Origin of the sequence: Pseudoalteromonas sp. MMG012, from assembly GCF_018100875.1 — a bacterium.
Classification (GTDB): Bacteria; Pseudomonadota; Gammaproteobacteria; order Enterobacterales; family Alteromonadaceae; genus Pseudoalteromonas; species Pseudoalteromonas aurantia.
The window spans coordinates 1-25397 of sequence record NZ_JAGJEF010000050.1 but is presented as its reverse complement, the minus strand read 5'-3'; the positions used below and the strand labels follow the sequence as shown (position 1 = coordinate 25397).

21 protein-coding genes are annotated in these 25397 nt (G+C 39.0%); 6 read left to right on the top strand and 15 right to left on the bottom strand.

Annotated features, from left to right (window positions below; genetic code table 11):
- Positions 1–10: 10 nt before the first annotated feature.
- From J8L97_RS15660 to J8L97_RS15630, 7 genes are all read right to left on the bottom strand, one after another.
- The gene (locus tag J8L97_RS15660) at positions 11–1087 is read right to left on the bottom strand and encodes a glycosyltransferase (RefSeq protein ID WP_211050967.1); all 1077 of its coding nucleotides are present in this window, start codon (positions 1085–1087) and stop codon (positions 11–13) included.
- Positions 1084–2583 carry a sugar transporter gene (locus J8L97_RS15655; RefSeq protein WP_211050965.1) on the bottom strand — a complete coding sequence of 500 codons (1500 nt, stop codon included), beginning with the start codon at positions 2581–2583 and terminating at the stop codon, positions 1084–1086. The genes J8L97_RS15660 and J8L97_RS15655 overlap by 4 nt, the downstream gene beginning before the upstream one ends.
- A 119-nt stretch (positions 2584–2702) precedes the next feature.
- The gene (locus tag J8L97_RS15650; RefSeq protein ID WP_211050963.1) at positions 2703–3848 is read right to left on the bottom strand and encodes a glycosyltransferase; all 1146 of its coding nucleotides are present in this window, start codon (positions 3846–3848) and stop codon (positions 2703–2705) included.
- On the bottom strand, positions 3845–4561 hold the full coding sequence (locus J8L97_RS15645) for an acyltransferase (protein WP_211050961.1): 717 nt from the start codon (positions 4559–4561) through the stop codon (positions 3845–3847). The genes J8L97_RS15650 and J8L97_RS15645 overlap by 4 nt, the downstream gene beginning before the upstream one ends.
- Entirely contained in the window at positions 4533–5918 is a 1386-nt protein-coding gene (locus tag J8L97_RS15640; protein ID WP_211050959.1) for an O-antigen ligase, read from the bottom strand. Before J8L97_RS15640 ends, J8L97_RS15645 begins: the two co-directional genes overlap by 29 nt.
- Entirely contained in the window at positions 5911–7323 is a 1413-nt protein-coding gene (locus J8L97_RS15635; RefSeq protein WP_211050958.1) for a lipopolysaccharide biosynthesis protein, read from the bottom strand. Before J8L97_RS15635 ends, J8L97_RS15640 begins: the two co-directional genes overlap by 8 nt.
- A 33-nt stretch (positions 7324–7356) precedes the next feature.
- Positions 7357–8508 carry a glycosyltransferase gene (locus J8L97_RS15630; protein ID WP_211050957.1) on the bottom strand — a complete coding sequence of 384 codons (1152 nt, stop codon included), beginning with the start codon at positions 8506–8508 and terminating at the stop codon, positions 7357–7359.
- Positions 8509–8722: 214 nt separating this feature from the next.
- Here J8L97_RS15630 and J8L97_RS15625 point away from each other — a divergent pair, with 214 nt between their 5' ends.
- Together J8L97_RS15625 and J8L97_RS15620 are read left to right on the top strand one after the other, a co-directional pair.
- Entirely contained in the window at positions 8723–9643 is a 921-nt protein-coding gene (locus J8L97_RS15625) for a glycosyltransferase family 2 protein (RefSeq protein WP_211050956.1), read from the top strand.
- Between the two features lie 13 nt (positions 9644–9656).
- On the top strand, positions 9657–10064 hold the full coding sequence (locus tag J8L97_RS15620) for a response regulator (protein WP_211050952.1): 408 nt from the start codon (positions 9657–9659) through the stop codon (positions 10062–10064).
- Here J8L97_RS15620 and J8L97_RS15615 read toward each other — a convergent pair.
- The 4 genes from J8L97_RS15615 to J8L97_RS15600 form a co-directional block, all read right to left on the bottom strand.
- Entirely contained in the window at positions 10053–10961 is a 909-nt protein-coding gene (locus J8L97_RS15615; RefSeq protein WP_211050950.1) for an endonuclease/exonuclease/phosphatase family protein, read from the bottom strand. The two genes, J8L97_RS15620 and J8L97_RS15615, sit on opposite strands and share 12 nt — an antisense overlap.
- 147 nt (positions 10962–11108) lie before the next feature.
- The gene (locus J8L97_RS15610; RefSeq protein WP_210997544.1) at positions 11109–11540 is read right to left on the bottom strand and encodes an acyl-CoA thioesterase; all 432 of its coding nucleotides are present in this window, start codon (positions 11538–11540) and stop codon (positions 11109–11111) included.
- Positions 11537–12364, bottom strand: a complete 828-nt coding sequence (locus J8L97_RS15605) for a M23 family metallopeptidase (RefSeq protein WP_211050949.1) — start codon at positions 12362–12364, stop codon at positions 11537–11539. Before J8L97_RS15605 ends, J8L97_RS15610 begins: the two co-directional genes overlap by 4 nt.
- Entirely contained in the window at positions 12357–13217 is an 861-nt protein-coding gene (locus J8L97_RS15600) for a 6-carboxytetrahydropterin synthase (RefSeq protein ID WP_211050947.1), read from the bottom strand. Before J8L97_RS15600 ends, J8L97_RS15605 begins: the two co-directional genes overlap by 8 nt.
- 194 nt (positions 13218–13411) lie before the next feature.
- Between J8L97_RS15600 and fabA the strand changes: the two genes are divergently transcribed.
- The gene (gene fabA / locus J8L97_RS15595; protein WP_192507527.1) at positions 13412–13927 is read left to right on the top strand and encodes a 3-hydroxyacyl-[acyl-carrier-protein] dehydratase FabA; all 516 of its coding nucleotides are present in this window, start codon (positions 13412–13414) and stop codon (positions 13925–13927) included.
- A 63-nt stretch (positions 13928–13990) separates the two neighbouring features.
- Here fabA and rmf read toward each other — a convergent pair whose 3' ends face one another.
- From rmf to J8L97_RS15580, 3 genes are all read right to left on the bottom strand, one after another.
- Positions 13991–14161 carry a ribosome modulation factor gene (gene rmf, locus J8L97_RS15590; RefSeq protein WP_192507526.1) on the bottom strand — a complete coding sequence of 57 codons (171 nt, stop codon included), beginning with the start codon at positions 14159–14161 and terminating at the stop codon, positions 13991–13993.
- Between the two features lie 1606 nt (positions 14162–15767).
- Positions 15768–16694, bottom strand: a complete 927-nt coding sequence (locus J8L97_RS15585) for an electron transfer flavoprotein subunit alpha/FixB family protein (protein WP_211050946.1) — start codon at positions 16692–16694, stop codon at positions 15768–15770.
- Positions 16691–17443, bottom strand: coding sequence for an electron transfer flavoprotein subunit beta/FixA family protein (locus tag J8L97_RS15580; protein ID WP_192507524.1), 753 nt, complete (start codon positions 17441–17443; stop codon positions 16691–16693). The genes J8L97_RS15585 and J8L97_RS15580 overlap by 4 nt, the downstream gene beginning before the upstream one ends.
- A gap of 175 nt (positions 17444–17618) precedes the next feature.
- Between J8L97_RS15580 and J8L97_RS15575 the strand changes: the two genes are divergently transcribed.
- The gene (locus tag J8L97_RS15575; RefSeq protein ID WP_211050943.1) at positions 17619–19268 is read left to right on the top strand and encodes an electron transfer flavoprotein-ubiquinone oxidoreductase; all 1650 of its coding nucleotides are present in this window, start codon (positions 17619–17621) and stop codon (positions 19266–19268) included.
- Positions 19269–19389: 121 nt separating this feature from the next.
- Complete coding sequence (locus J8L97_RS15570; RefSeq protein ID WP_192507522.1) at positions 19390–19869, top strand: acyl-CoA thioesterase; 480 nt, start codon at positions 19390–19392, stop codon at positions 19867–19869.
- Positions 19870–20137: 268 nt separating this feature from the next.
- On the opposite strand, the gene J8L97_RS15565 is transcribed toward J8L97_RS15570, so the two are convergent.
- On the bottom strand, positions 20138–21220 hold the full coding sequence (locus J8L97_RS15565; RefSeq protein ID WP_211050941.1) for a two-component system response regulator: 1083 nt from the start codon (positions 21218–21220) through the stop codon (positions 20138–20140).
- Between the two features lie 90 nt (positions 21221–21310).
- Between J8L97_RS15565 and J8L97_RS15560 the strand changes: the two genes are divergently transcribed.
- Positions 21311–25318 (top strand): hybrid sensor histidine kinase/response regulator, encoded by a 4008-nt coding sequence (locus J8L97_RS15560; RefSeq protein WP_211050939.1) that lies wholly within the window; start codon positions 21311–21313, stop codon positions 25316–25318.
- Positions 25319–25397: the final 79 nt, after the last annotated feature.

The window sequence follows — 25397 nt, the reverse complement described above, 5'->3', positions numbered from 1 at the left end:
TATTTATTCCTTATGCATTAATGCCTCGGTATAATTGGTCGTACTGCGAACTCATTTGAGAAACATCCGCTATTGCGATTGCATGTGCTCGAATAGATGGACCACGTTCTAACTTTATCGCTTTAATTAGAGCAAATGGCAGGCCACTATGTGCTGTAGGGCTTAATAAAATTCCTTGTTTAGGTGTTAGGACTTCATGAATTCCTCCCACATCACTGGCAACAATAGGAAGCCCGCAGGCCATAGCTTCTAAAATTGATAGAGGTAACCCTTCTCGTTCAGAAAACAAACAAAAAACATTAATTGCTGAATAAAAAACCTGCATGTTTTGAACGTTACCTAAGAAGTGGACGCGTGATTCCAAGCCTAAAGAGGTAACATGTGTTCGTAAACTTTGCTTTAAGCTCCCATCCCCCGCAAGTACTAAATGATAATCACTAGGGAGGTCTTTTAAGCTCGATATTAGCGCTTTATGACCTTTACCCGGCTCTAATCTAGCCGCACAACCTACGAGCTTGATAAACTTAGGTAACCCAAGTTGATATCTGGCATGTTCCATATTGATTGCAGCGAATTGAGTACAATCAATGCCATTTAAAATGGTGTTCTGTGTTGAAATAGCAGTTCTAGACGTAAAATCATCGGCAACCACTTGCGCGTCTGCAACCCAATGGATAGCACATATACGATTTAGTAACTTTGTGATCACTCGTTGCTTGAAGTTATTTAAGTACCATGCATCATGAATTGTCGATACATGTCTAACCTCCTTACGCTTTAAACAAGCCAAACTTGCATATAGCATAGGTCCAATATGATGACTGTGGATCACTTCAATTTTTTTTTCTTCGATGACCTTTATCAATTTATCTACGACTGATAACTCAAACTTTGGGTTTTTATCTAAAAAAATTAAATGCTCTTCCATTTCTTGTAGTTGTGGCCAATTAGCCAAAGATTCTACTTTACTGCCTTGTAGCGCGACAATCACACTGTTTTGTGCAAAACAACTCTTTTGCATTAATGTTACTGCCATTTTCTCCAGCCCACCAATCTTCAAATGTTGTACTAAATGTAATACTCTCATGATTCTTCACCTTCTATCTGTCGACTAACCACCTGACCATTTACAATCTGGTCTTGATCAAGTCTGATAATGGGTAACACCGTCAACACAGGTTGAGCGGCGAGCTTTTCAATCGTCGCCAAGTCTTTCAAATGACTATCACAAAGTGTTGCCACAAACACACAAGCAAATCCGGTAAAAATACCCAATATGACACCCACAATTGCTGATACTGATAACGCCGTGTTTATGGCTTTAGTAGGACTATATGCTCGCTCAATCGTTTTCACTTTGTCAGGTCCCTCATACTTCACTAACTTTCCTGTCACTTTCGCCATTTCATAACGACTTAACATGTCTTTATATAGTGTTTGTTTTACATCATAATCACGCTCAAGCTTTCGTAACTGCTTTTCTATATCACTGGTGATAAGCAGCCGTTGACTCAATTTTTCAGTTTGCTCTGTTAACATATCAAACTCTTGTTGATGCTGTTGAACCATATTTTTTGCGTCTTCAAGCGCTAAGATTTGCGATACTAATACTGTACTTTCTCCATTTGAACCGGTGGATAAAGTATTGGCCATTTGCCATAGCTTATCTAAGTCCGTCACGTCTAAGTCGGTTCCATGACTCAACAATATTTGCTGGCGTTGTTTTAAGTTGGCCAACTCCCTTGTCTTTTCGATAACTTTACTGTGTTTATCTGTATATCTTGTTTTCAATAAACTTAAATCTGACTCCGAGCGAATGATTTTTTCTTCAAGACGTCCCAAAATTGGGTTTGCTTGACCTAATTTACTCGCGAGTGCTTTAAGTTTTGCTTCAGCGCCTGATAAAATGACAAACTTTTGCTGTTTATCATTTATGAGCTTATCCAGCATTTGGCGATTGCTATTTAATACGTCAGGCAACGTATCACTGTAGGTGACTTTGAACTTAGCTAACTCATCTTCTGACTTTTCTAATTCACCTCTTAAAGCATCTAGCTGCTGGTAGAAAAACTGTTCTGATGTATCTAACGATGCTTTGGTCGGCGCCAATAAACGCTCAATGAATTTTTCCACTACTTTTTCTAAAATAAGCTTCATTTGTGAAGGCTCATGCCATTTTAAATGTATACGGACCAGTTCATCTCCTACCAATGAAAGGGACAAACCTTGTGCTAATTTTTGCTGCACCAAATCAATTTCATGAGAAGTTGGAGCGTCAGATAATAAACTAGCTTCTTTTGCTACAGAAGTGAGTACTTTACGACTTATGACCAAGGTACGAAGAGCTGCCATTCTATTGGATAGCTCAAACGAGAACGATAAATCATCAAGAAAGGGGTTCAGTAACGATGATTCTTCAATTAAAATTGTTGCATGGTTGGTATATTGTTTTTGTGCTGTGGCGGCAAAAAAGAACACAACAAGAGGCACAATAAGTAAAGGCACAGCAAAAAGCTTCGCTCGGCTGTATAAAGCATACAGTGCGAGGTACATTAGTCTTTTTATTTGCTCTTTTACTAGCATGACTCCCTACCTATTACTTTTGCAAATTGCAAAGCACGATTGTCGTTCCATTCGCATAATGAGAAAAATATCCAATTTTTCGTGCTTCCCTTGTAATATTGCAGAGTCTAGACCACTTTTTATTGCTCACCCTGAAATGCAATTAATTGTTGTTCTACTGAGCGTGCTTTTGCACTCCAGCTATGACTTTTCGCCAAAGACGATTGTGTTTCTTTCCAACTTTTATTTAAAACTTGATTTAACGCAATTGCGGAATCAATACGCTGTATAAAGCCACTATCGGTAGAAGCAACCAATATCGTTTCTAAATATTTGTTAACAGCAGGAAAGTTGGTAGATACTACAGGAGTACCTGCAGCTAAGTATTCTTTGAGTTTGAGTGGGTCGCATGCTTGAATTTGCTGATTATCAACAAATGGTAAAATAGACACATCCCAATGCTGAGAAAACTCAGCAAGTCGCCGGTGTTCAACAGCTTCTATGTGCGTGACATTGTTAAATGACAATAATGAGTCGATGTTATGTGTAATAGTACCGACTAAAATCAATTCATAATTGGGTCTTTCCGTTACCAATTTGGTCAACAAATCAACGTCTAGCCATTCATTTATAGAGCCATAAAAGCCAACTTTAAACCGTGTAACATGTTTTATTTCGTTCGCTATGGTGGTTGGTTTTGTGAATAACTCGAAATTTACTCCATGGGTAAGCATATAAGTTTTATGCTTTGGCATCTTGTTATATAAATGCTCGCTGATCACATATATCAAGTTTGCTTTGGCAATCAACTTTCGCTCTATAGGCGCTATCATCTTATGGTCCACGCCGGCTAACGCTGAAAAATCATCGCCGCAATAGTAAACAACTTTATCAATAGGCCGCACATTAATCATTGTGATCGCAGTAGGGACGCTAATCCAATACAAAATGGGCTCGTTTGAATCGAAATGCTTTTTAGCAAATACAAACTCGTTGAATGATTGCACGAAAATATTGTCATGCCATGGTAGTACGGCCAAGTTATAGACAGACGGCTGGTCATTTCTACTCGCAGCGCCCCCGACCTGCGCTCCACCCTGTGACTGACTGAAGTAATTTTTTGCCTTATTGAATACACGAGACAAATCTGTAAACCTTAGACGAGGTTTTCGCATCCCAACAGAGTTTATCCAGTGAACGTCATGGTCTTTAGACAATTGCTTAAATAGATGCTGAGTGCTACTTGGATGACCACCCCAATCTTCTCCGAAAACGACAAATTTCATACTGTTACCTCTTGCGGGATCTGCTTCACTATTTTGGCTGGATTGCCAGCTGCAATGGTAAATGCAGGAACATCTTTGGTAACAACACTGCCTGCTCCAATAATGGCCCCCTCACCAATTGTTACGCCAGCAAGCACTGTTACTCCAGTGCCAAGCCATGCCCCTTTTTTAATAATAATAGACCCTATTTGTGACTCATTATCAGGGAGCCCTTGAGCCCGCGCTTTAGCATCTATAGGGTGTCCAGGGAAGCCTGCTAGAAAAACACGACCCGCAAGTCTCACATCGTCATGTAGTTCGATAGTGGTACCAATTGAGAAAGCATTTTGCCAGCCTACGTCAACGTTATTACCAATTTTCAAAGTAGCGACATGAGAATCACAGTAACGACCACAAAATGTACTAATACCAGACATTCGAACATCGTCACCGATATCAACATTGAGAGGTCCTAGCATCTGCGGCAATCCACAATACAAGGATAAGCGTTTTTTACTACCACCTACCTGACTTTTAAACAAAGGCGTATAATAAAAAACTCTTAAGAGCTCAGAAAACAGTATAATAAGGAAATGATGCAGCTTAAAAAGTAAATGGTGTATACCGGGTATAACAATCATTTGAGGGTTTCGAATTTTTTTTGCTAATTTAAATAGTTGTTTAGCTAATGCACTGTCACTATTTTTAAGCCATGTTTTGAGAGGAATTACCATAATCCTTTTCCTTAGCGTTTTCAGTAGCAAGCTTTTCTAAAGCAATAGTTAAAGATAAAATAATGTATAATGGCCAAGTAAATGCCTGAGTCAAAAATGTACCGGAGACCATAAACCCAATTAGCCCCGCTTTTAAAGCGTAGGCATTAATAGCTATTTTTGGGTCAAAGTTTAGTGAATTTCTCACAATTGTTCTGTTTAAACTTCTATAAATTCCCACAATCACCAATATAAACACCATAAGGCCAACAAATCCGGTTTCACCTAAGACTTGAAACCATGTGCTATGCACTGCATGATTTTTACCATCCCAATGCGGACTATAAAAGAAATAGTTTGAATAAAAATTATTCACCCCAACGCCTGTTAACGGGTTGCTCAAAGCCATATTAATTGCAGCTTGCCACGCATAAATACGGCCCATTGCCGACGCATCTACTCCTCCTTCAGCGGCTCCGCCGCTTTGTCTGTCTGTGATACCTGCGAAAATGACCATGACTAACATGCCAACCGCACCAACCGCTCCTACGATTATGGGTTTTTTAACTTTTTGATAGACAAAAAAACTCAGAACGGCTGCTATGCCCAATAACCCTCCACGACTTTGTGTCGCTATCACGCCACTGATCACTAAGACTAAACCCGTACAGGCTAAGATTCTCCGCCATTTATGGCCATTGCTATCAAATAACTCAGCCGCTAAAAACGACACAGGAAACATTAACACCAAAGATAAGTCATTTGGGTCTCCCAACTGAGAGCGAATGTCTCTTGAAATTGTGACCCGAGTACCTTCAACCAGCCCAATACCATTGGCCTTATTTTGCAACGCAACCAGCGCAATAGATGTTCCGGATAGCATAATACCAATACGAACTAAGTTGAAATGAGACAATGTTGTCATCCACCAACTAATCGCGAATACCATAATGAAAACCTTGGTCAAAATTCCAGCCCAGTACTCTATTGCGAGCCCTCTATTAGATGCCGCAAAAACACAGACAGTTAACCAAATAAAGAGAGCAAAAAATAAAATATGGCAGGAGTTCCAGTGAGGTTTCAATTGCTTTGTTATAAATAAGTGCCAAAAAATTCCGAGTAATGATGCAAGCGCCAACAATTTTGGGATCTTAAACGGCATAAGTACTGGAAAAGCTTCATGTAACCTGAAATAACTAAATAAAATGAAGAGAATTACAAAGGCTGTACTCACTCGTACTGCTGTAAATGCAGCAAAAGGCATGACAATTATGGCAAAAGCAGCGATGGGACCTATCATTTTATACAGGACAAGTACTAATAATGCCGCCAACCCGCCACTAATTAATAGATGATTTGCTTTTAGCCAGTCAGACATAGGCTCCCCTTTTGGGAAGGTATTTTATACACTGAGTCACTTCCGCGCTGTATTGCTTTGCAACAATGGCAAGTAATACGACGATAATTACGGCCTGATAAGCGTAAATAAAAGTGGGTTGAATATACGATAGACAAGTTAACGCACCTAGACTTAGCCAAACAATAAATAAAGACTGAAACCTATAATCAACATACTCTAGCCTTTGACTCACTAATATAAAGGCAAGACAACGGACCACTTGAACTAAGAGCAAAGAGCTCACAACCCCGTCAACTTTAAAAATTGGGATCAACCAAGAAAACATACTTACCACTAATACAGCACTTATCGCATTGATATATGTGACCCAAACCCCATTGCGATATTTATAGCATGCGATATTGAATATATCGCTATGATGGCGTAGCACGACAACTAAAATTAACCCTGTAAGCCACATATCATTGCCATAATAGCTCGCAGGTAACGTGACTTTAAATATAACTGGCACCACAACCATCATTATTGCACAGAGAATTAACCCTAAATTTAGACTTCGTAGCGCCATATATCCATACTCATTTGGTTCATTAGCGAGCACATCAAATCGCTTTGCAAACCACCACATTCTAATTGGTTCAAATGTGAATGACGTCATTAACGCAAATTGAGCAGCGACAAAATAGACAGCTAATGTTCTTTCACCTTCTAATGCAACGATGAACCAGTTTTCAGCGCCATTAGATGCGTATAGGCACAGAGATGAAATTAAAATCGATGTTAAAAACAAAAGATGCCGAGATTCGATTTGCCATTTAAACTGCGTCAGTGTCATTTTTATAAGGGGAATTAATAACCATAGTGCAGCAATTAGTACTAAAGAAGCCGATATTGCCCCCGAAAGCATCACTCCCGTTACCCCAAAACCCATAAACAACAACCCAATACTCAATCCAGTCTGAAATACACCATGAACAACAGCCAAGTAACAATAGTGTTTAGCATTGCCAACTAATCGATAATAACTGTATGGAATAGCTAACACGGACGAAGCAAACAGGTTAACAGCTAACAATCTTAAATTCGTGAGGTCTACATCACCTGGTAACAAGTTCGTTATACTTTGAGTGAATAGCAGAACTACAATCAAAAAAGCGAAGCAAACCCCTATACTCACAACCAAACAATCGCGGAAAAATGCTATTTTTTGATTATCATCTTGATAATGCTGACGAAATAAAAGCTCTGGTAATCCTAAACTTAAAAGTAGGGAGCACACAGCTGAAATTGTGACTAAAAAATTCAAACTTCCATATTCTTGTTGCGTTAATAAACGGGTAGCAATCGGCAGCATCAAAAAGCCCAAGCCTTTCAGTACCAACATAGCAACACCATAATACGCAACTTGCTTTAGTCCACTCATGCTCATTCCTTACTGCTACTTTTAATAACTAACTTATAATGCCTGTACCCAATGAGAGAGCTTTTCGGCCTGTGCTCTAGCGTTAAAATGTTTAGTAACGAAACGCTTACCGTTTTGACCCATTGTAAATCGTTGGTAAGGGGAAAGTTCGCAAAAATCTGTCACTATTTTAGAAAGGCTCATAATATCCGATGGTTTACACTTGAACCCCACTTTCTGATTGACGATTTCTTTTGCTCCCATCAATTCTGTTGTTAGGACTGCTATACCAGAGCCCATTGCCTCTTTTAAAACGAGCGGCCCAGTATCCCTGTCCCCATTTTTTGCAATACAAAACGGAGCAACTAATGCTGAATAGTTTTTTGTATTTTTAGCTATCCAAGCTGGCGGCTTACGGCCTAAAAAGTTTACATTTTTTTCAATACCCAATGCTTCAGCCATAAATTTCAGGTCATTCATTAAGGGCCCATCACCCACTATGTCCAAAGTCACTTGATGCTGTACCAATACATTTTTCAACGCGGGCATTAAAAACTGTAATCCTTTTTTTTCTACCAACCGACCAATAAATAATAATTTCACATCGCTGTAAGCCGATGAAGGTGATTGATTGAAGCTCTCTAAATTTATACCGCAATGAAGGAGCTTAACGCGACTTTGAGCATACCGACTAAATTGATTCGCCATATCTTGACAAACTGCCACTGAAAAATCACATAAAGAGAGCTTTTGTGGTATATCAGCTTGATTGACATAAACGTCGTGGCCATGACCAATCGACGATACCGTAATGTTCGCAAGTTTTGCCCCCACTATGCCGTAGGCGAGTGACCCATGCATGAAGTGGCAATGAAGATGTTCAATCTCTGTTAACTTTATTATTTGAGCAATACTATTGCCGTAAGCAAGAAGTGATGGCGTTGGAATGGATGACATTTTCGATGCAGACATATACCCCCGATGTAAAGCTGATAAGTTGAGACAACCCATAATCAGTGATTGGTGAGAAGGCTTTGAGATTTCGACCACATCAACGCTTGGGCTTAAAACATCAGATCTTCCTATATTTTCAAATGTGATTACCGTTACTTTATGTCCACTCTTGACTAACGCATTGATCTCAGTAACCACGAATGTTTCAGAAGCGACTGGGAAGCTTGGAACCAAAATACCAATATGTTTCATAATTTACCCTCCAACTAGGTCATGCTTTACATACGCAATTGCCATGCCGTACTTTAATCACTAATAACCTCACTTAATAGGCTATTAATTGCAATCACATTTGCAAAATGCAATGCATTCGTAGAATCTGAGATAAAAATGAACGGTTAAAGAGCAAATAAAGTTGGCGTCTTACTTGCGTATACAGAAATACAATTAATGTGGAGTACAAATAATGAAGCCTGATATTTCTGTGATAATTCCTAACTACAATTGCAAAGCGTATCTGGGTAAAGCGTTAGCAAGCGTAATTAAGCAAACCGATGTTATATTAGAAATCATCGTTGTAGATGATGGCTCAACTGACGGGAGTGTTGAATGGCTTGAAAAAGCATCGCAAACGTACTCTAATTTAATATTGGTAAAACAAATACGGTGCGGTGTTGTTGCTGCTCGAAATAAGGCAATTTCAATTGCACAAGCAGACTATATTGCATTTCTCGACGCTGATGATTACTGGAACGAAGATAAGCTTGCGACACAACTAGCTTATATGAAATCTAACCAAAAATGTACATTGAGTTTTACAAACTATATGCACGTTGATGAACAGTATAACAAAATCATAGATTGCTTTTCTTACTGGCCCGAATTTTATAATAAAGAACTAAAAGATACGACAAAGTATCAATATCTTAGTAATAGCCAAGATATGCTGCTTTACGCAAATGTGATTGGTACGTCTACCGTTATGGTAAAGCGTGATGCAATTAAATCTGTAATGTGTTTTGATAACGAATTAAAAAGTGCAAGTGACTGGGATTGTTGGCTAAAGTTAGCATCTGTAGGGGAAGTTGCGTACACTTATCAATGCGCAATGGATTACTTAATGCGTTCGAACTCAATTACATCAAATAGAATAAAAAGAATTGATGCTATGAGGTTGATATTAAAACGATTTGTTAGTTCTAATAACGTTGGGTGGATAACCCAAATAAAAGCAGGTGCACGCTTGAATGAGTGTTACGGAGAATATTACAGAGAAATGGGGCAAAAAGTTCCAGCGTTGATATGGGCGTTAAAAGCGTTTTTCCTATACCCCCACAAACGCAATTTAAGACACCTATTACATGATATAAAAAGCTTAACCGCATAAATTAGGAAGCACTATGCATTCAATTTTGATAATAGACGATGAAGAAGCAGTATTGAGAGCACTTGGCCGTTTGTTTAATAGAGAGTATCAAGTAGAGCAACACAGTGATCCTCTGACAGCTGTTGAAAGTATGAAAGTGAATGACTTTGACTTGGTTATATCCGATATCCGCATGCCAAATATGGATGGCTTCGCTGTATTGAAACATTTCAAAACCCATCAGCCTAATGCAGGGAGGATACTTGTAAGTGGATATGCTGATATTGAAGACTGTCAAAACGCGGTACATGATGGACTTGCACACATGATAGTGTCAAAGCCGTGGGATAATTTCGAGCTTAAATCTGTTGTTAAGTTAGTCCTAGAGAATAGTGAGCTGAAAAAGAAAAATAAAGTATTGCTGACACAGTTAAAAGCTTAATTTATAGGTCAGTACAGAATGGTCACTGCCAGTAAAAGGGAAGACATCAAACTCATTGATATTTATTTCTCGACTTACTGCACAGTGATCAATTGCTAACCCACCTATAATAGCGGGTATACTTTCAACGCTGCGCCAAGTCGTGTGGTAACCTTTTGTAGAATAACACCACTTCCCCAACGTGGTGTTTAAGTAACGCGACCAAAAAACAGTATTGAAATCTCCCGCCATTACCCAAAGGCTACCGAGTTCCTTTAACAGTGCTCCTACTTCAGTCAACAACTTGTTACGTTGTTTCCACAGCTTTTCATTGCGGGGGGAAGGCGGATGAAATACGACAATGTCTACAATTCTATCAGTAACCAAAATTTTTAAATGAACGTATCCAACCTTTGGACCATCAACTTGGACAAACTGCCTGTATACAATTGGATATCTAGAAATCACAGCGACCCCCATTGGGAAACCTTCAATTTCTTTGTAACCATATCGAGAAAACAAAGGCTTTATTTTAGCAAATTGTGCTCGGTTTTTATCTGAAAACTCCAACAATATAAATAGGTCTCGGTCATCAGAGTTAAAATCAGTAAAGTGTTCAATTAAATTATTGTTTGTATAGCGCAGATTAATTTGCTTTACACTTAATACGTCATTTTTAACCTCAGTATCAAAGCCTAAGCTATAAAAATAATGTGAAGTGATCAACAAACCGGATATGACTAAAGCCACACTACCTAGATATTTATTTTTTATCTGTAAAAGTACTGCTAATAAAATACAGCTCAGCAGCAACTGTCCTCTTAAGCTGTGTAAAAGGTCACCTACATAAAATGAATCTAAAGCACCATATGCTATTGCACACACTGCAATATAAACACTACACAAAAGAACGATCATAGAACCTCCTATATGGTATATGATTAGCTTTAAATTAAAGTTGTGCAAATGTTAAGAGAGATTTAAGTTGAAATAGGTTGTATGATGTGTTCTTAAGGTATACAAGAAGGACATGATTTTGTTAACTCGAGCCCTTCCTACATCTTTTTAATTAAACCCGTCTAACATTTTTTGACATACGACAGGCGTAGGTCGATGATTGTCGTCTACCGCAACAAATGTAAAGCTACCCGAAATAGCCAAGTGCTTATCATCTTTATGCATTCGCTCTAAATAGATTTTTACTTCAACCTTTAAACTTGTATTACCAACATGCACTACTTTCGACACTAATTCGGCAAATGTTCCTGCTGGTATAGCTTCTTTAAAGTCAACACGATCAGATGATATAGTCACCAGCGGTTTTCTACAAAATCGAGTTGCAGCAATGAAAGCAGCTTCATCCATCCACGCGAGTGCATCCCCGCCAAACAAAGTGTTGTGGTGATTTGTTCTACCCGGAAAAACCGTCTTAGTAATGGATGTTATCGACTCTTCGATACGCTTTACAATAATATTTTCTTTCTCTAAATCTGTCATTTTTTACTACTTTTGTTCGCCAGTGTGTTAATCATTAATAATTGAGGGTCTAGCCGTTCTCCAAACCAATTGAAACGCCAATCCAAATGAGGGCCTGTTACACGTCCAGTAGCACCAATGTCTGCAAAATGCTCTCCTACAGATATGTTATCTCCAACTTTTACATGTATTTTATTTAAATGAATATAGGTTGAGGTAATTCCATGTCCATGGTCAATGATGACCGTTCCACCACTGTAATAGAGATCATTATCAGAAAATACAACCGTTCCATTTAATGGCGCCCAAACAGGCGTGCCAGTCTTATTTGCAATGTCTAACCCATAATGTGGATTACGAGGCTTGCCATTAAAATACCTTTGACTGCCATAAACTCCAGAAATACGACCTTTGGCTGGCCTTAATACCGGATCTAAAAAATACACTAGGTCGGAGCTTTTGGCTCTTGCAGCTCTCACTGACTTTGCCTCAGCTCTAATACGCTCTAATACCGAATCAGGAGGAGATACGTACTTTTTCTCGACACCAGTAATTCTATCTATATTGAAAGTTCGCGATGTAATTAGCAGTTCAGTGGAATGTAGTTTCTCATCGGTTGTTACCCATGACAATGTGTGTGTTGTGGGCGCATTTCGTCCAAAGCCAAAAACAAACTGACCTTCATTCGTAACTTTTATTGCTTGTCCGTTCAACTCAACAGATTGAACTTTTTCTATTTTACCAATCACCATACCACCTTGAGTGAGGTGACCCGTTAATTCTAACGCACTTATCGTACAAGTACTCAGCAATGCACCAGTAAAAAAGATTGCCCGCTTAAGCATATGCAATCGCTCCTTTCCCAACTCCTTCATATGCTTTAACCATTACTTTTTGCATTGGATATGACTTTTTGACTTGGGTAGCTAAATAATCAGCAATACATTCAACAGTTGTATCGCAAGGCAGAATATCACACCTGTCTTTACTAATGGCTAATTCAAAGTACCCCTGTGCGGCTTCATAAGCAAAGCAATAATCACTTGCAAAAGGCGCAACATATTTTACAGCTGCTGAATCAATCTCATCTTCTTGCGTACCTAAGTAAATATCTTCCCATTTAGCCGCCCATTCTTTCTGAAGTCTTGGCATACTGATCCCATCTAACGAAATCCCGATCAGAGAGCGGTGCCCATGAACGATTCGCTGACAATTACCATCATGCTTCTTTAATCCGTGACTGTAATGATAGTAGAAACTTGTCGCAGGCTCTGGCCTTAACTCAATACCTATATCTTTAACGTTATTAGGCATACTCGGCATAATAACCGACTTTAAAAATTCAATAACAGATTCTTCGTTAATCGTTTTACATGGAAGCAAACACACAGCTTCACTCGGGGCACTCATTGCTAAATGATGTTGCCCACCAAAAGTGCAGTCTAACTCTACTCGCCCATCGATATCATTTACATGCCCTTTGACACCAAGGCTTGCTATCGCAAGCTTATGATCTATTGTTTCATCAATAATTTTTTTTATTTGCTTTTTAACTAATGCAAAATCTAAAACCATGGACTCATCATTGAGTTTACCATGAAGGGTTAAGTCAACGATCCAGCTTTCACCTACTGCACCTCGTTGATTACACAAGTAAGAAAAATCGATCACGGTTAGAGCATCTACAAAAAGGATCATAAACTTCCGATAAATTAGTTTAATTCTGGCGATATTATAAAGATTTTTAAGATAAAAATCGCCTATATAAGTGGTTAGAATTCAATTTAAATGCGAATTATTCTTATAGAAAATTGAAATTTAACTGTTCGGAGTTGTCTAGCGTACAAGTGTACGCTAGAGTAGCGTGGATTTTTAAGCAAAGATTGTGAACTATGGAACCAAAAAATAGCTATACAAAAGAAGAATTAGTACTTTGTGGTCAAGGCGAGATGTTTGGCGAAGGTAACTGCCGTTTACCTAGCGACAATATGCTTATGATGGATCGTATTGTAGAGATCAACGATAATGGCGGCGAGCATGGCAAAGGTCTTATCATTGCTGAACTTGATATCAACCCTGATTTGTGGTTTTTCGACTGCCACTTTAAAGGTGATCCAGTAATGCCAGGTTGTTTAGGACTAGACGCTATGTGGCAATTAGTAGGTTTCTTCCTAGGTTGGTCCGGTGGACCAGGTCTCGGCCGCGCACTGGGTGTGGGTGAGGTAAAGTTCACAGGTCAAATTTTGCCTAACGCAAAGAAAGTGACATATCGATTGGATATGAAACGCGTTATTAAGCGTAAATTATTTATGGGTATGGCTGATGGCACCGTTGAAGTTGATGGACGCGTGATCTATGAAGCAAAAGATTTGAAAGTCGGTTTATTCCAAGATACCAGCGCTTTTTAAATTTTTGTTTATAAACAACAAAGCCCCATAGAAGGGGCTCTGTTGTCTCATGAATTCTATTTATTATGTTTTAAACATATTTCTATTATCTATGGCTTCTCGCCATCCACCAAGCCACTCAGAACGTGACTCTATTTGCTGGTATGGACATAAATCTTTAGACCGCCCCGATAATCCAGCTTTAAAACCTTGAGAATGTGCTCTTTCTAAACGGTCTCTTTTCTGTCTCTTCATAGGTAAAAATCCTCACCTTTCATATCTTCAATGATGCTGCTATCAAATTCGACAACAACATTTAACGAATAGCTAATAACGCCACAAATATCAAACTTATTCCATTTGTTAGTGCATCAACAACACGTAGTGTAATGACCTAATAAGTGTTAAAAATTTTTAATTCGATGTGTACCTTTCACACCTTTTATTATTGAATATTTTAAACTAGTGGCATATCAAACCTTATTTGATTACCTCTGAATACTGCTTTCAGCTTTTGCAAACTAAAGCCTTTACGTAAACTCAGTACTAAATAAATCATATTCCATCATTCGGTGCAATGTCATTAACCGCAATATTTATTGCTCAAGCCAAAAAAGGGATGAAAAATACAACATCACATAAAAAACCAGATAAAAGAGAGAGAAAAAGCAATACTGAAACATCGTTTATCCAATATAGTTCGTAAAAAAACATTCATATTTTTGTCATTTATATTGCACTTAAAAAGTATTTCAATAACAGTATTTTATAGTTTTGTATCGGCTATAACGATCTCATCTTGTTTAATAAAAACGTACAGACACTAATATTATCGCTACATCTGAGTACTCGACCTCATAACTGCCAGCGTCATGATATGGTACTAAAGGAAGACAAGAATAAACATAACAACTTGATATTTGAGTTGATTTTTTGATTTTTTTTAACCGCTGAAAAAGGCACTAATATTCTCTAGTGCCTTACTGCTTTATTTCATGAAACATGTCATCCTTGAAATACATTTCCAAATCGCTCAATAATTAGTCTAGCGTAATTTAGGCATTAGCACCATATAGAGAATTCAATTATCTTACCTCAACGTTAAGGTAACTTTAGACGACCAAAATCTATAGATTTAATGCGCTGATGTTTAGATTTCTCGAAAGTTTATACCATACTCCAAGTAAATTTTTTATAGTTAGCACATCTATATGTAAGTAATTATCACCTGAGCAAACGTCTCACACCATTCGTGTGTTTATTCGCTAGCTTCATGTCGCTATATCTACTTTATGCTGTAATTTGTCCTCAACCCTCAGTTCTTATGCACTTCTCTAACCGACTTCATTATGCTAACTTACAGTTTACTCAACCTGATAGTGTCTGATACATCTGCTATGGAGTGATGCTCAGCAATTGCTTGATTATTTTAAACCTCGATTTTGCTGCATAAATTGGTTTCTCATATTTTCACCTACTTAATTCGCACTATTGCCACCATTGCGCAAGTGGCTTAACTGGACTTCTAAACTTCTGATGCTTCGAACTTTCCATTCACGCTGTTCGCCATAATGCCGTGCGTACGTTTTATTAGCCAGCTTTATTAACAGCCTAAAATCAACTAATTAAATTCGTATATTCAAGGCATTTATGTGGAATTGAGTATGGAATTATATTTTTATTGGATCTTATCGTGAAACTTAGTCACTTTTCTTGGTTGGCATCCGGCGGTAATATTTCATTAATTTACTGGATAGGTCCCTTCGAGAGGGCGCTTAGTGACCTTCTACCTTATAATAAAAAAGCCGCGACCAAACGGTACAACGGCTTAACAATCAGAATTTAAACTTACCTATTTATTTTATAGTGCACTTTCTAATTCAGGTAGTACGTCAAACAAATCCGCTACCAAGCCGTAATCTGCAACTTGAAATACAGGCGCATCCGGATCTTTGTTGATAGCAACAATCACTTTGGAGTCCTTCATTCCTGCTAAATGCTGAATCGCCCCACTTATCCCAACGGCTATATATAAGTCAGGCGCTACAATTTTACCTGTTTGGCCTACTTGCATATCGTTCGGTACGAACCCTGCATCTACCGCAGCTCTTGAAGCACCTATGGCAGCACCTAATTTATCAGCAATACCATTTAGTAGCGCAAAATTTTCACCATTTTGCATACCACGGCCACCTGAAATAACAACTGGTGCAACATTTAATTCTGGACGTTCTGACTCTGTTTGCTCGACACTCACAAAGCTCGATAAGGTATTATCTAACGCCAAGGATAATGTTTCGACTTCACATGCATTTTGTTCAGATTGACTTTCAAAAGCACTTGCTCGGACCGTGATAACCTTTTTAGCCTCATTCGACTTAACCGTCGCAATAGCATTGCCGGCATAAATAGGTCGCTTAAATGTTTCGCTGTCGATAACATCTATGATTTCTGATATTTGCGACACATCCAATAGCGCCGCGACACGTGGCAGCGTGTTCTTACCAGTAGTAGACGCGCTCGCCAAAATATGAGTATAGCCACCAGCAATCTCTAAAATCAGATCAGCGGTATTCTCTGCTAATTGATATTCAAATAACACATTATCAACAACACGTACTTTTGTAACTCCAGCTATGTTGGCTGCTGATTGGACAACATCATCAACATTATAGCCTGCAACTAATACATCAACGCCTCCCGCCACTTTAAGGGCTGCATTAATAACCTTAGCGGTCTCGGCTTTAAGCTGACCATTTTCATGCTCTGCAATGACTAATACACTCATGAGATCACCTTTGCTTCATTTCTAAGTTTAGATACAAGTTCTTCCACACTGTCAACAATAACACCGGCTTGTCGTTTACTTGGCTCTTCAACTTTTAATAATTCGATTCGAGGTGTAAGGTTAACACCTAATGTGTCAGCTTCAATGACCTCTAACGGCTTGCGCTTTGCTTTCATGATATTTGGCAAAGAGGCATAACGCGGTTCATTAAGTCTAAGATCAGTTGTGACGACTGCTGGTAGTAACAATGATAAAGTTTGTAGGCCTCCGTCAACCTCTCTTGTAACAAGCGCCTTGCCACCATCAATGACCATTTTCGACGCAAATGTTCCTTGGCTACGTCGTGTTAACGCTGCCAGCATTTGTCCAGTTTGATTATTATCGGAATCAATTGACTGTTTGCCTAAAATAACTAATTCCGGTTGATGTTCGTCAACAAGTTTGGCGAGAAGCTTTGCCACATGGAGAGATTCTAATTTGGCGTCTGTTTGAATATGAATCGCTTTGTCTGCGCCAAGTGCCAGTGCTGTACGTAATTGCTCTTGGCATGCTTTATCACCTATTGAAACCGCAATAACCTCGGTCGCAGTCCCCGCTTCTTTTAACCTTATTGCTTCTTCTACCGCAATTTCACAGAATGGATTCATTGCCATTTTTACGTTAGTTAAATCAACATCAGTGTTATCTGGCTTGACTCTTGCCTTTACATTGTAATCAATCACGCGTTTGATTGGCACAAGTACTTTCATAGTTACTCCATCATCTGGTTATTCATACCGCTGACGCCAACGTCAACATATTTATTTTATAGATTCAGACTACTTCCTGTTGACGTAAACGTCAACCTAAAATAACCTTAGTTTAACTTTATACAAACTAAAGTCCTGCTTTAGTTAAAATACCGTCAAAGATAATGAGGTAATTATGGTTGAACGTGAAACCATGGAATTCGATGTAGTAGTTGTTGGCGCAGGTCCTGCGGGACTATCTTGTGCAATTAGGCTTGCACAACAAGCACAAGAAAAAGAGCAAGAACTCATGATCTGTGTCGTTGAAAAAGGATCAGAGGTAGGCGCACATATTTTATCTGGTGCTGTATTTGAAACAAAAGCTCTTGATGAATTACTTCCCGACTGGGAAAAAATGGGTGCACCAATCACCACAAAAGTCACTCAAGATGACATTTATCTATTTAAAGATGAGCAAAAAGCCTTATCCATTCCACACATAGCAGTTCCTAAAACATTTAAAAACCATGGGAATTATATTGTTTCTATGGGCAATGTATGTCGATGGTTAGCTGAACAAGCTGAAAACTTAGGCGTAGAAGTATTTCCTGGGTTTAGCGCACATTCGATTATTTGCGAAGATAACCAAATAAAAGGTATTATCACTGGTGATATGGGCGTTGACAACAACGGGCAACCTAAAGACAGTTACATGCCTGGCATGGAATTACGAGCTAAATACACAGTGTTTGCTGAAGGATGTCGCGGTCATTTAGGTAAACAACTTATTAAACAGTTCAAGCTTGACGAAAATACAAGTCCACAACATTATGGACTTGGGTTTAAAGAGATTTGGCAGGTTCCACCTGAACAACATAAGGAAGGTACTGTTGTCCATGGCACTGGCTGGCCACTTACAAGTGATACCCATGGTGGCTCATTTATGTACCATGCAGAAAACAATCAAGTTGTTGTTGGGCTCATTGTCGATTTAAACTACTCCAACCCTTATCTAAGCCCATTTGATGAATTTCAACGTATGAAGCACCACCCAGTATTTAAAAGCACGCTGCAAGGCGCTGAGCGGGTTTCTTATGGCGCGAGAGCAATCGCCAAGGGTGGTTTTCATTCATTGCCCAAAATGCATTTCCCTGGGGGATTACTCGTTGGGTGTGATGCCGGTACCTTAAATTTCGCGAAAATAAAAGGCAATCACACCGCAATGAAATCAGGTATGATTGCAGCAGATTCAATCATTGAAGCCCTTGCTTCAGAGTCACCGGCTTCTGATCTCAGTACCTTCACTGAAAAATTCAAATCGAGTTGGCTGTATGATGAGTTATATCAATCTCGGAATTTTGGCCCTGTGATGCACAAGTTCGGCAAAATTATTGGTGGTGCATATAACACGTTAGATCAAAACTTATTTTCTGGGGCATTGCCCTTTACGTTCAAAGATAATCTCGCTGATCACGATACTTTAGAGTCAGCACGAGATTCAATAAAAATTGACTATCCAAAACCCGACGGCACACTCAGTTTTGATAAGCTTTCCTCTGTGTTTCTATCCAATACGAACCATGAAGAGTCACAACCATGTCACTTACAATTACACGATCCAGTTATCCCGATTAAGGTCAACTTAGCGCAATTTGACGAGCCGGCACAGCGTTATTGTCCTGCTGGGGTATACGAGATAACCGAAAACGATAGCAATGAGCCTCAATTTGTTATTAATGCTCAAAACTGTGTACATTGCAAAACATGCGATATTAAAGACCCGAGTCAAAATATTACATGGGTGACGCCCGAAGGTGCGGGTGGCCCAAATTACCCAAATATGTAAACCCATCCTCAAAATACCAAACTGCGGGGCCTCACGGCCCTTTTTTATGCTCATATGAATTGACGCAAAAATTCAAATTTTGCATATACTTAAATAATAATTTAAGTCTCAGGGGCATAAAATGGACAGTAAATCAGAAGTGGTTTTTCGGTTTTTGGCAGAACCTACCGACGTTAATTTCGGCGGGAAAGTACATGGTGGCATTGTAATGAAATGGATCGATCAGGCAGGCTATGCGTGTGCGGCTGGTTGGAGCGGCAGTTATTCAGTGACTGTGTCGGTCGCGGGTGTACGCTTTAAGCGCCCTATTTTAGTAGGCCAAATTGTAGAAGTCTCAGCAAAAATTGCCCATACAGGCAAAACGAGTATGCAAATATTTGTACGAGTAAGGTGTGGTGACCCCCAGAAGCAAGTATTAACCGAAAGTAACCACTGTATTATTAGTTTCATTGCAATGGATCAAGCTGGCTACCCTATTCCCGTCCCTCTGTTTGAACCTTCCACAGAAGACGAAAAAAAGCTAGAGCTTTATGCGATAAAAATGAAAGAAATCGCGATCGAAACAGAGTCTTTGCTACATCGCACGATAGAAGACGAGTAACCTTCTTATCTATACCTTATAACCGTGCCAATCTTGTGCGGTTATTTAGTTGACCTCAGGTTTGGATAAGGGTTTTGGAATAGGAAATGTTTTGTAAACAAACTTACGTACAATCTAATGATGATATTTTGTTCAATATCAAGGCGCTTTTATGCAGTAATAGCTGCCTATTACAAATGAAAGCAACGCCGAGAGTCAGAAAAATAAGCTTTATTGGGCAAATTCGCTTATCCAGAGCTGAGGTTAGTTACTAGCAACTCTTATTGGGTTAACCATCGGTATACTTCTGCGCAATTTCGTAAAATTCGGTTTCTATTTCAAAGAAGGCGTCAATCATGTCAGGATCAAAATGAGACCCTCGACCCTCTGCAATTATCTTCATTGCTTGTTCATGGGTCATCGCATCTTTATACACCCGTTTACTAATCAGTGCGTCGTAAACGTCAGCAATGGCCATTAACCTCGCGCTCAAAGGGATTGCTTCCCCCTTTAATCCATCAGGGTAACCGCTTCCATCCCACTTTTCATGATGATAATGCGCAATCTCTTTCGCTACTTTCAAAAACGTATCGTCTGCCCCCATTTCCGACTCAGCATTTTCAATGGCCTTAAACCCAAAGTCGGTGTGTTGTTTCATCACCTCAAATTCATCAAAATCTAATTTTCCGGGTTTTAATAATATATTATCAGGGATCCCAACTTTACCAATGTCATGTAACGGCGCAGATTTATAGAAAATATTGATGAGCTTAACGGTTAACTGGTCTTTATATTTATCCTTTTTATGCAGTTTATCAGCAAGTAACTTTACGTATAACTGCGTGCGACGAATATGATTACCAGTTTCCTGATCACGGGTCTCTGCCAAACTCGCCATCGCAGTGATAGTCGCATCTTGAAGCTTAGACATTTCTTCTGTTCTTTTTATTATCTCTTTTTCTAAAAAGGTGTTTTGATCTTTCAAAAAATCTCGAGTCCGCTTATTTTGTATGTGCGTCCGAACCCGTGCTTTTACAATGGGTGGACTGATTGGCTTGTTGATATAATCACACGCGCCTAATTCAAACCCTTTTTCCTCATCTTCAACACTGTCTTTGCCCGTTAAAAATATAACGGGCAAATCTTGTAAAGCATCTTGAGATTTTATATGTGTAATTACTTGATAGCCATCCATATTTGGCATAACAACATCTAATAAAACAATATCTATTTTTTGTGAAGTAAGTAGCTGTAACGCTTGTTCTCCACTTTTAGCAACTACAACCCTGTAGTCTTCTTTCAGAAGTTGCGACATTACTGCTAAATTTTCCTTCGCGTCATCCACAACCAGTACAGTGTACTTATCTGACATTACTGAGCCTGCTTTGTTTACATATTATTAGCCAATATCATCATATTAGGTCTATTCTTGTGATCGTGCCAAAAAGTTAGGTTATTTTCTATGATCAGTGTACGTACTTTATTTATATCTATATTTTCAGTGATGTTTAGTATCAGTGTCGCAATTCAATATATTGCATATTACATGCAGGAAAAGGAAACATTAGAGCAACATGATAGCAAACAACTATTAGCGCTAAGTGAGCTTACACAAGAACTAAAACAAAGCTCTGATCAGCTAACTAACTTCGCTCGAACTTACGCTTTAACAGGAAACACACGTTGGTATGAGCTATTCCAGTATGTCCTCAATGTTCGAGAAGGTAAAGCGCCTCTACCAAATGAATTAAGCTTAAGTTATTGGGATGCTTTGGCATCCCCTTATGCCTCCCCTCCGGATATCTCAAGTAGCTTTAATGGCCCATCAATTATAGAACGTTTTGAGATAGTTGGAATTGATGATTATGAACTCAGCCAAATGAAACAAGCCTTAGCGACATCTGATGCGCTTGTCAGTATGGAGCGTCACGCATTTTATTTAGTTGCAGGGATGCAACAAGACATATTCGGAAATTGGACCGTTCAAGGTGAGCCCAACTTGCCAGCGGCACAACGCCTACTTTTTAGTGATGAGTACTTTATCGAAAAAGCTAAAATTATGGCTGCCATAGACGATGCTCATTGGCATATGGCAAGCAAACTAAAAACCCGAATTATCAATAACGCGAATGATTTAATATGGGCGCATAAACTACAAAAGATAATGAGTATAATTTTAATAGTCAGTATTGCATTATCGTTCTATTTACTTTGGAAAATGTATATCAACCCTGTTTCTAAGATGCAAAAGAAGGTCGTCTCCCATGTTGAAGAAGACGACTATGATTTTAGGCTTGATACTCAAACACAGGGGGAACTCGCAAACTTTTCACGCGCAATGAACACGTTACTTCACAACATTTCTAAACAACTGCAATTTAATACCATTATGAAAGACTTCGGACTTGCGCTAAGAGGAAAAAACTCCGCCAAAGAGTTAGGCGAAGAGCTTATGCAGTTTCTTGGCCGTAGGCTATCCGTTCCTCTGCTTGGACTTTATGTCTTCAACGATGCCAAGCTATTTCGCGTCGCAGGTACTGGCTACTGTAAAAAATCCCCTACTTATTATGATAACTATGATTCAATTCATTTTCATGTACTCAGTAGCAAACAAACTTATTCTATGTCGTTGCAAGAGTCTCAATATGCTATCGAGCTCAATGGAGAGAGTTTATACCTGTCTGAACTCTATTACTTCCCTCTGATGGTCAGCAATGAGTGTGTGGGGTTACTTGAATTAGGTAGTCTAAAGCCAGTTTCAGAAAAAGATTTTGAATGGGTTGAATCCGTTATTCAAGATTTGGCCATTAGTTTGCAACTCACTCAGAATATTGAATTACAACGCAGTACAGAGAAAAAAGTGCTAGAACAACTTGAACTTAATCGGCAGATCATCGATGCAATTCCAAACCCCATGTATTATCGCAATCGTGATGGCGAGTATTTGGGTGTAAATTCAATTTTTCATGAATTCATAGGTACGTTTGACGCTGATGTAATTGGCGCTGTTCCCAGTGAGATTTTTAGCAAGAATATTGCACAACAGTTTGTCGAATCTGAGCAAGCTCTTTTAAATGAACCTGGCAGCCATAACTATGAGTTAACTTTAATTAATATCGAAGGGCAACCTAGAGATGTGGTGATTTACGAGGCTACCTTTTGTAATGCTGATGGTGAAGTAGCGGGCATTGTCGGCTTAATCTTAGATGTGACCGAACGTAAAGAAATGGAACAACAATTAATTGTTGCAAAAGAACAAGCCGACCAAATGAGTACAGCTAAAGGCGAGTTTCTTGCCAATATGAGCCATGAAATCCGAACTCCAATGAATGCAATTATTGGAATGAGTCATTTGGCACTTAAAACCGACCTTAACACGCAACAACTCGGATATGTCACAAAAATAGATCAAGCCGCGAAAAACCTGTTAGGGATCATTAACGATATTCTCGATTTTTCTAAAATTGAGTCGGGTAAAATGACTGTTGAGTCGGTTAGCTTTCTACTTGATGAAGTAACAGACAACGTAGTGACAGTTAATGCTGTCAAAGCACAAGATAAAAACCTAGAGCTATTGCTTGATGTCGCCCCTGATATACCAATAAGCTTAATAGGAGACCCTTTGCGATTAGGGCAAGTCTTAATAAATTTGTGTGGCAACGCCATTAAATTTACTGAAACAGGCGAAATCGTTATCGCAATTACAGTTGCGAAACAGAGCAACGATAATGTTGTACTGAGGTTTAGCGTTAAAGACAGCGGCATAGGTTTATCTCAAGCACAACAAGAAAAGCTATTCAGTGCGTTCTCTCAAGCAGATGGTTCAATTACCCGTAAGTATGGCGGTACTGGTCTCGGTTTAAGTATTTCTAAAAATCTCGTTGAGCTTATGGGCGGGGAAATTGGGGTAATCAGTGAAGTCGACAAAGGCTCGGAGTTTTTCTTTACTGTGCAATGCGGCCTCCAAGAAGCGAAAGTCAGAAATTTTGTTTGTCCTGAAGCTAATCTCAAAGATAAAAAAGCTTTGGTAGTAGATGATAATGACAGCGCGCGGGCTATATTATACAACCTGTTAAAAGCTATGGGTCTGACGGTCAATAGCGTAAGCAGTGGAAGAGAAGCGGTGAGTGAGTTAGAAGTCGCTAAGTATGACTTAGTCTTTATGGATTGGAATATGCCCGGCATGAACGGAATAGATACCATAAAACATATACGTAATATGGCGATTGCAGAGCAGCCAGTGATCATTCTAGTGACCGCCTATGGAAAAGAAGTGGGCATGAATAAAGAAGTATCCACCCTGCTGGATGGGTTGATTATTAAACCTGTTAACGCTTCCATACTACTAGACACAATAATGGAATGTTACGGCTTACAGCGACCATCAGAGCATCATGTTAGCCCAGTATCTGAAATAGAAAATGTCGGTTTTTCAGGTCAACGTATTTTATTAGTTGAAGATAACATCACAAATCAAGACGTTGCATACGAAATGCTGCAATCCGTCAATTTACATATAACGATTGCCAATAATGGCCTCGAAGCCCTGAATATGGTACAAGAGCAACCGTTCAATTTGGTGTTAATGGATATGCAAATGCCAGTTATGGATGGGCTCACTGCAACGCAAGAAATTCGTAAAACCAAGCCACTTGATACATTGCCCATAATCGCAATGACAGCAAATGCAATGCAAGAAGACATACATAAATGTACCCAAGCAGGTATGAATGCTCATATTGCAAAGCCGATAAACTTTGATACGATGTTAGCAACTATCCACGCTTGTCTAGAACCCACACAAATACCACAAAATATAGCCCCAACTGGTACTATTGATAACGTTGAAATAGAGACACAAAAGATAGAAGTAGAATCGTTTACATTGGATGGAATTGCCTATGCGGAAGGTATTAAACGTATTGGTGGAAACGAAAAAGCCTATTGGTCAATTTTAACTAAATTTATTAAAAACCAAATAGAAGAAATGATTAATTTAGAGCAAGCACTCATAATTGGTGATACAGAGCACGCATCTCGGATTGCACATTCGTTAAAAGGATCTGCAGCCAATTTATGTGCGACTCGACTCGCTGATATTGGAGGGCTATTTGAATCAACAATCGACAGTGGTGGTAGCGTAAATATGAATGATATTCACGACATTATTGCCTATTTAAAAGAAATATCTATACGCTTAACTAAACGCCCTAATTATGAGGCAAAAAAACAAGAGCATGAACCAACCGATAAACTTAATAAACCCCTAATAATCCAACGTTTAAAGTTGCTTACTGACCTGATAGACTCTAACGATGTCGAAGCGATTGAGACCGTTAATGAACTAAATGGCCTTCAGTTTATGTCTAGCGATGACTCTTGTGAGCTTGAAGAGTTAATTAACGACTTTGAGTTTGTCCAAGCTAAAGCGTTAGTTATTAAGATAACAGATAGGTTCAACGCAAATTAATAGGTTAATTTCAAATTTTTACCGTCAGTGTTTATTAATTTAGGAATATGCGCACTGTAACGCATTGCGTGCTAACGAG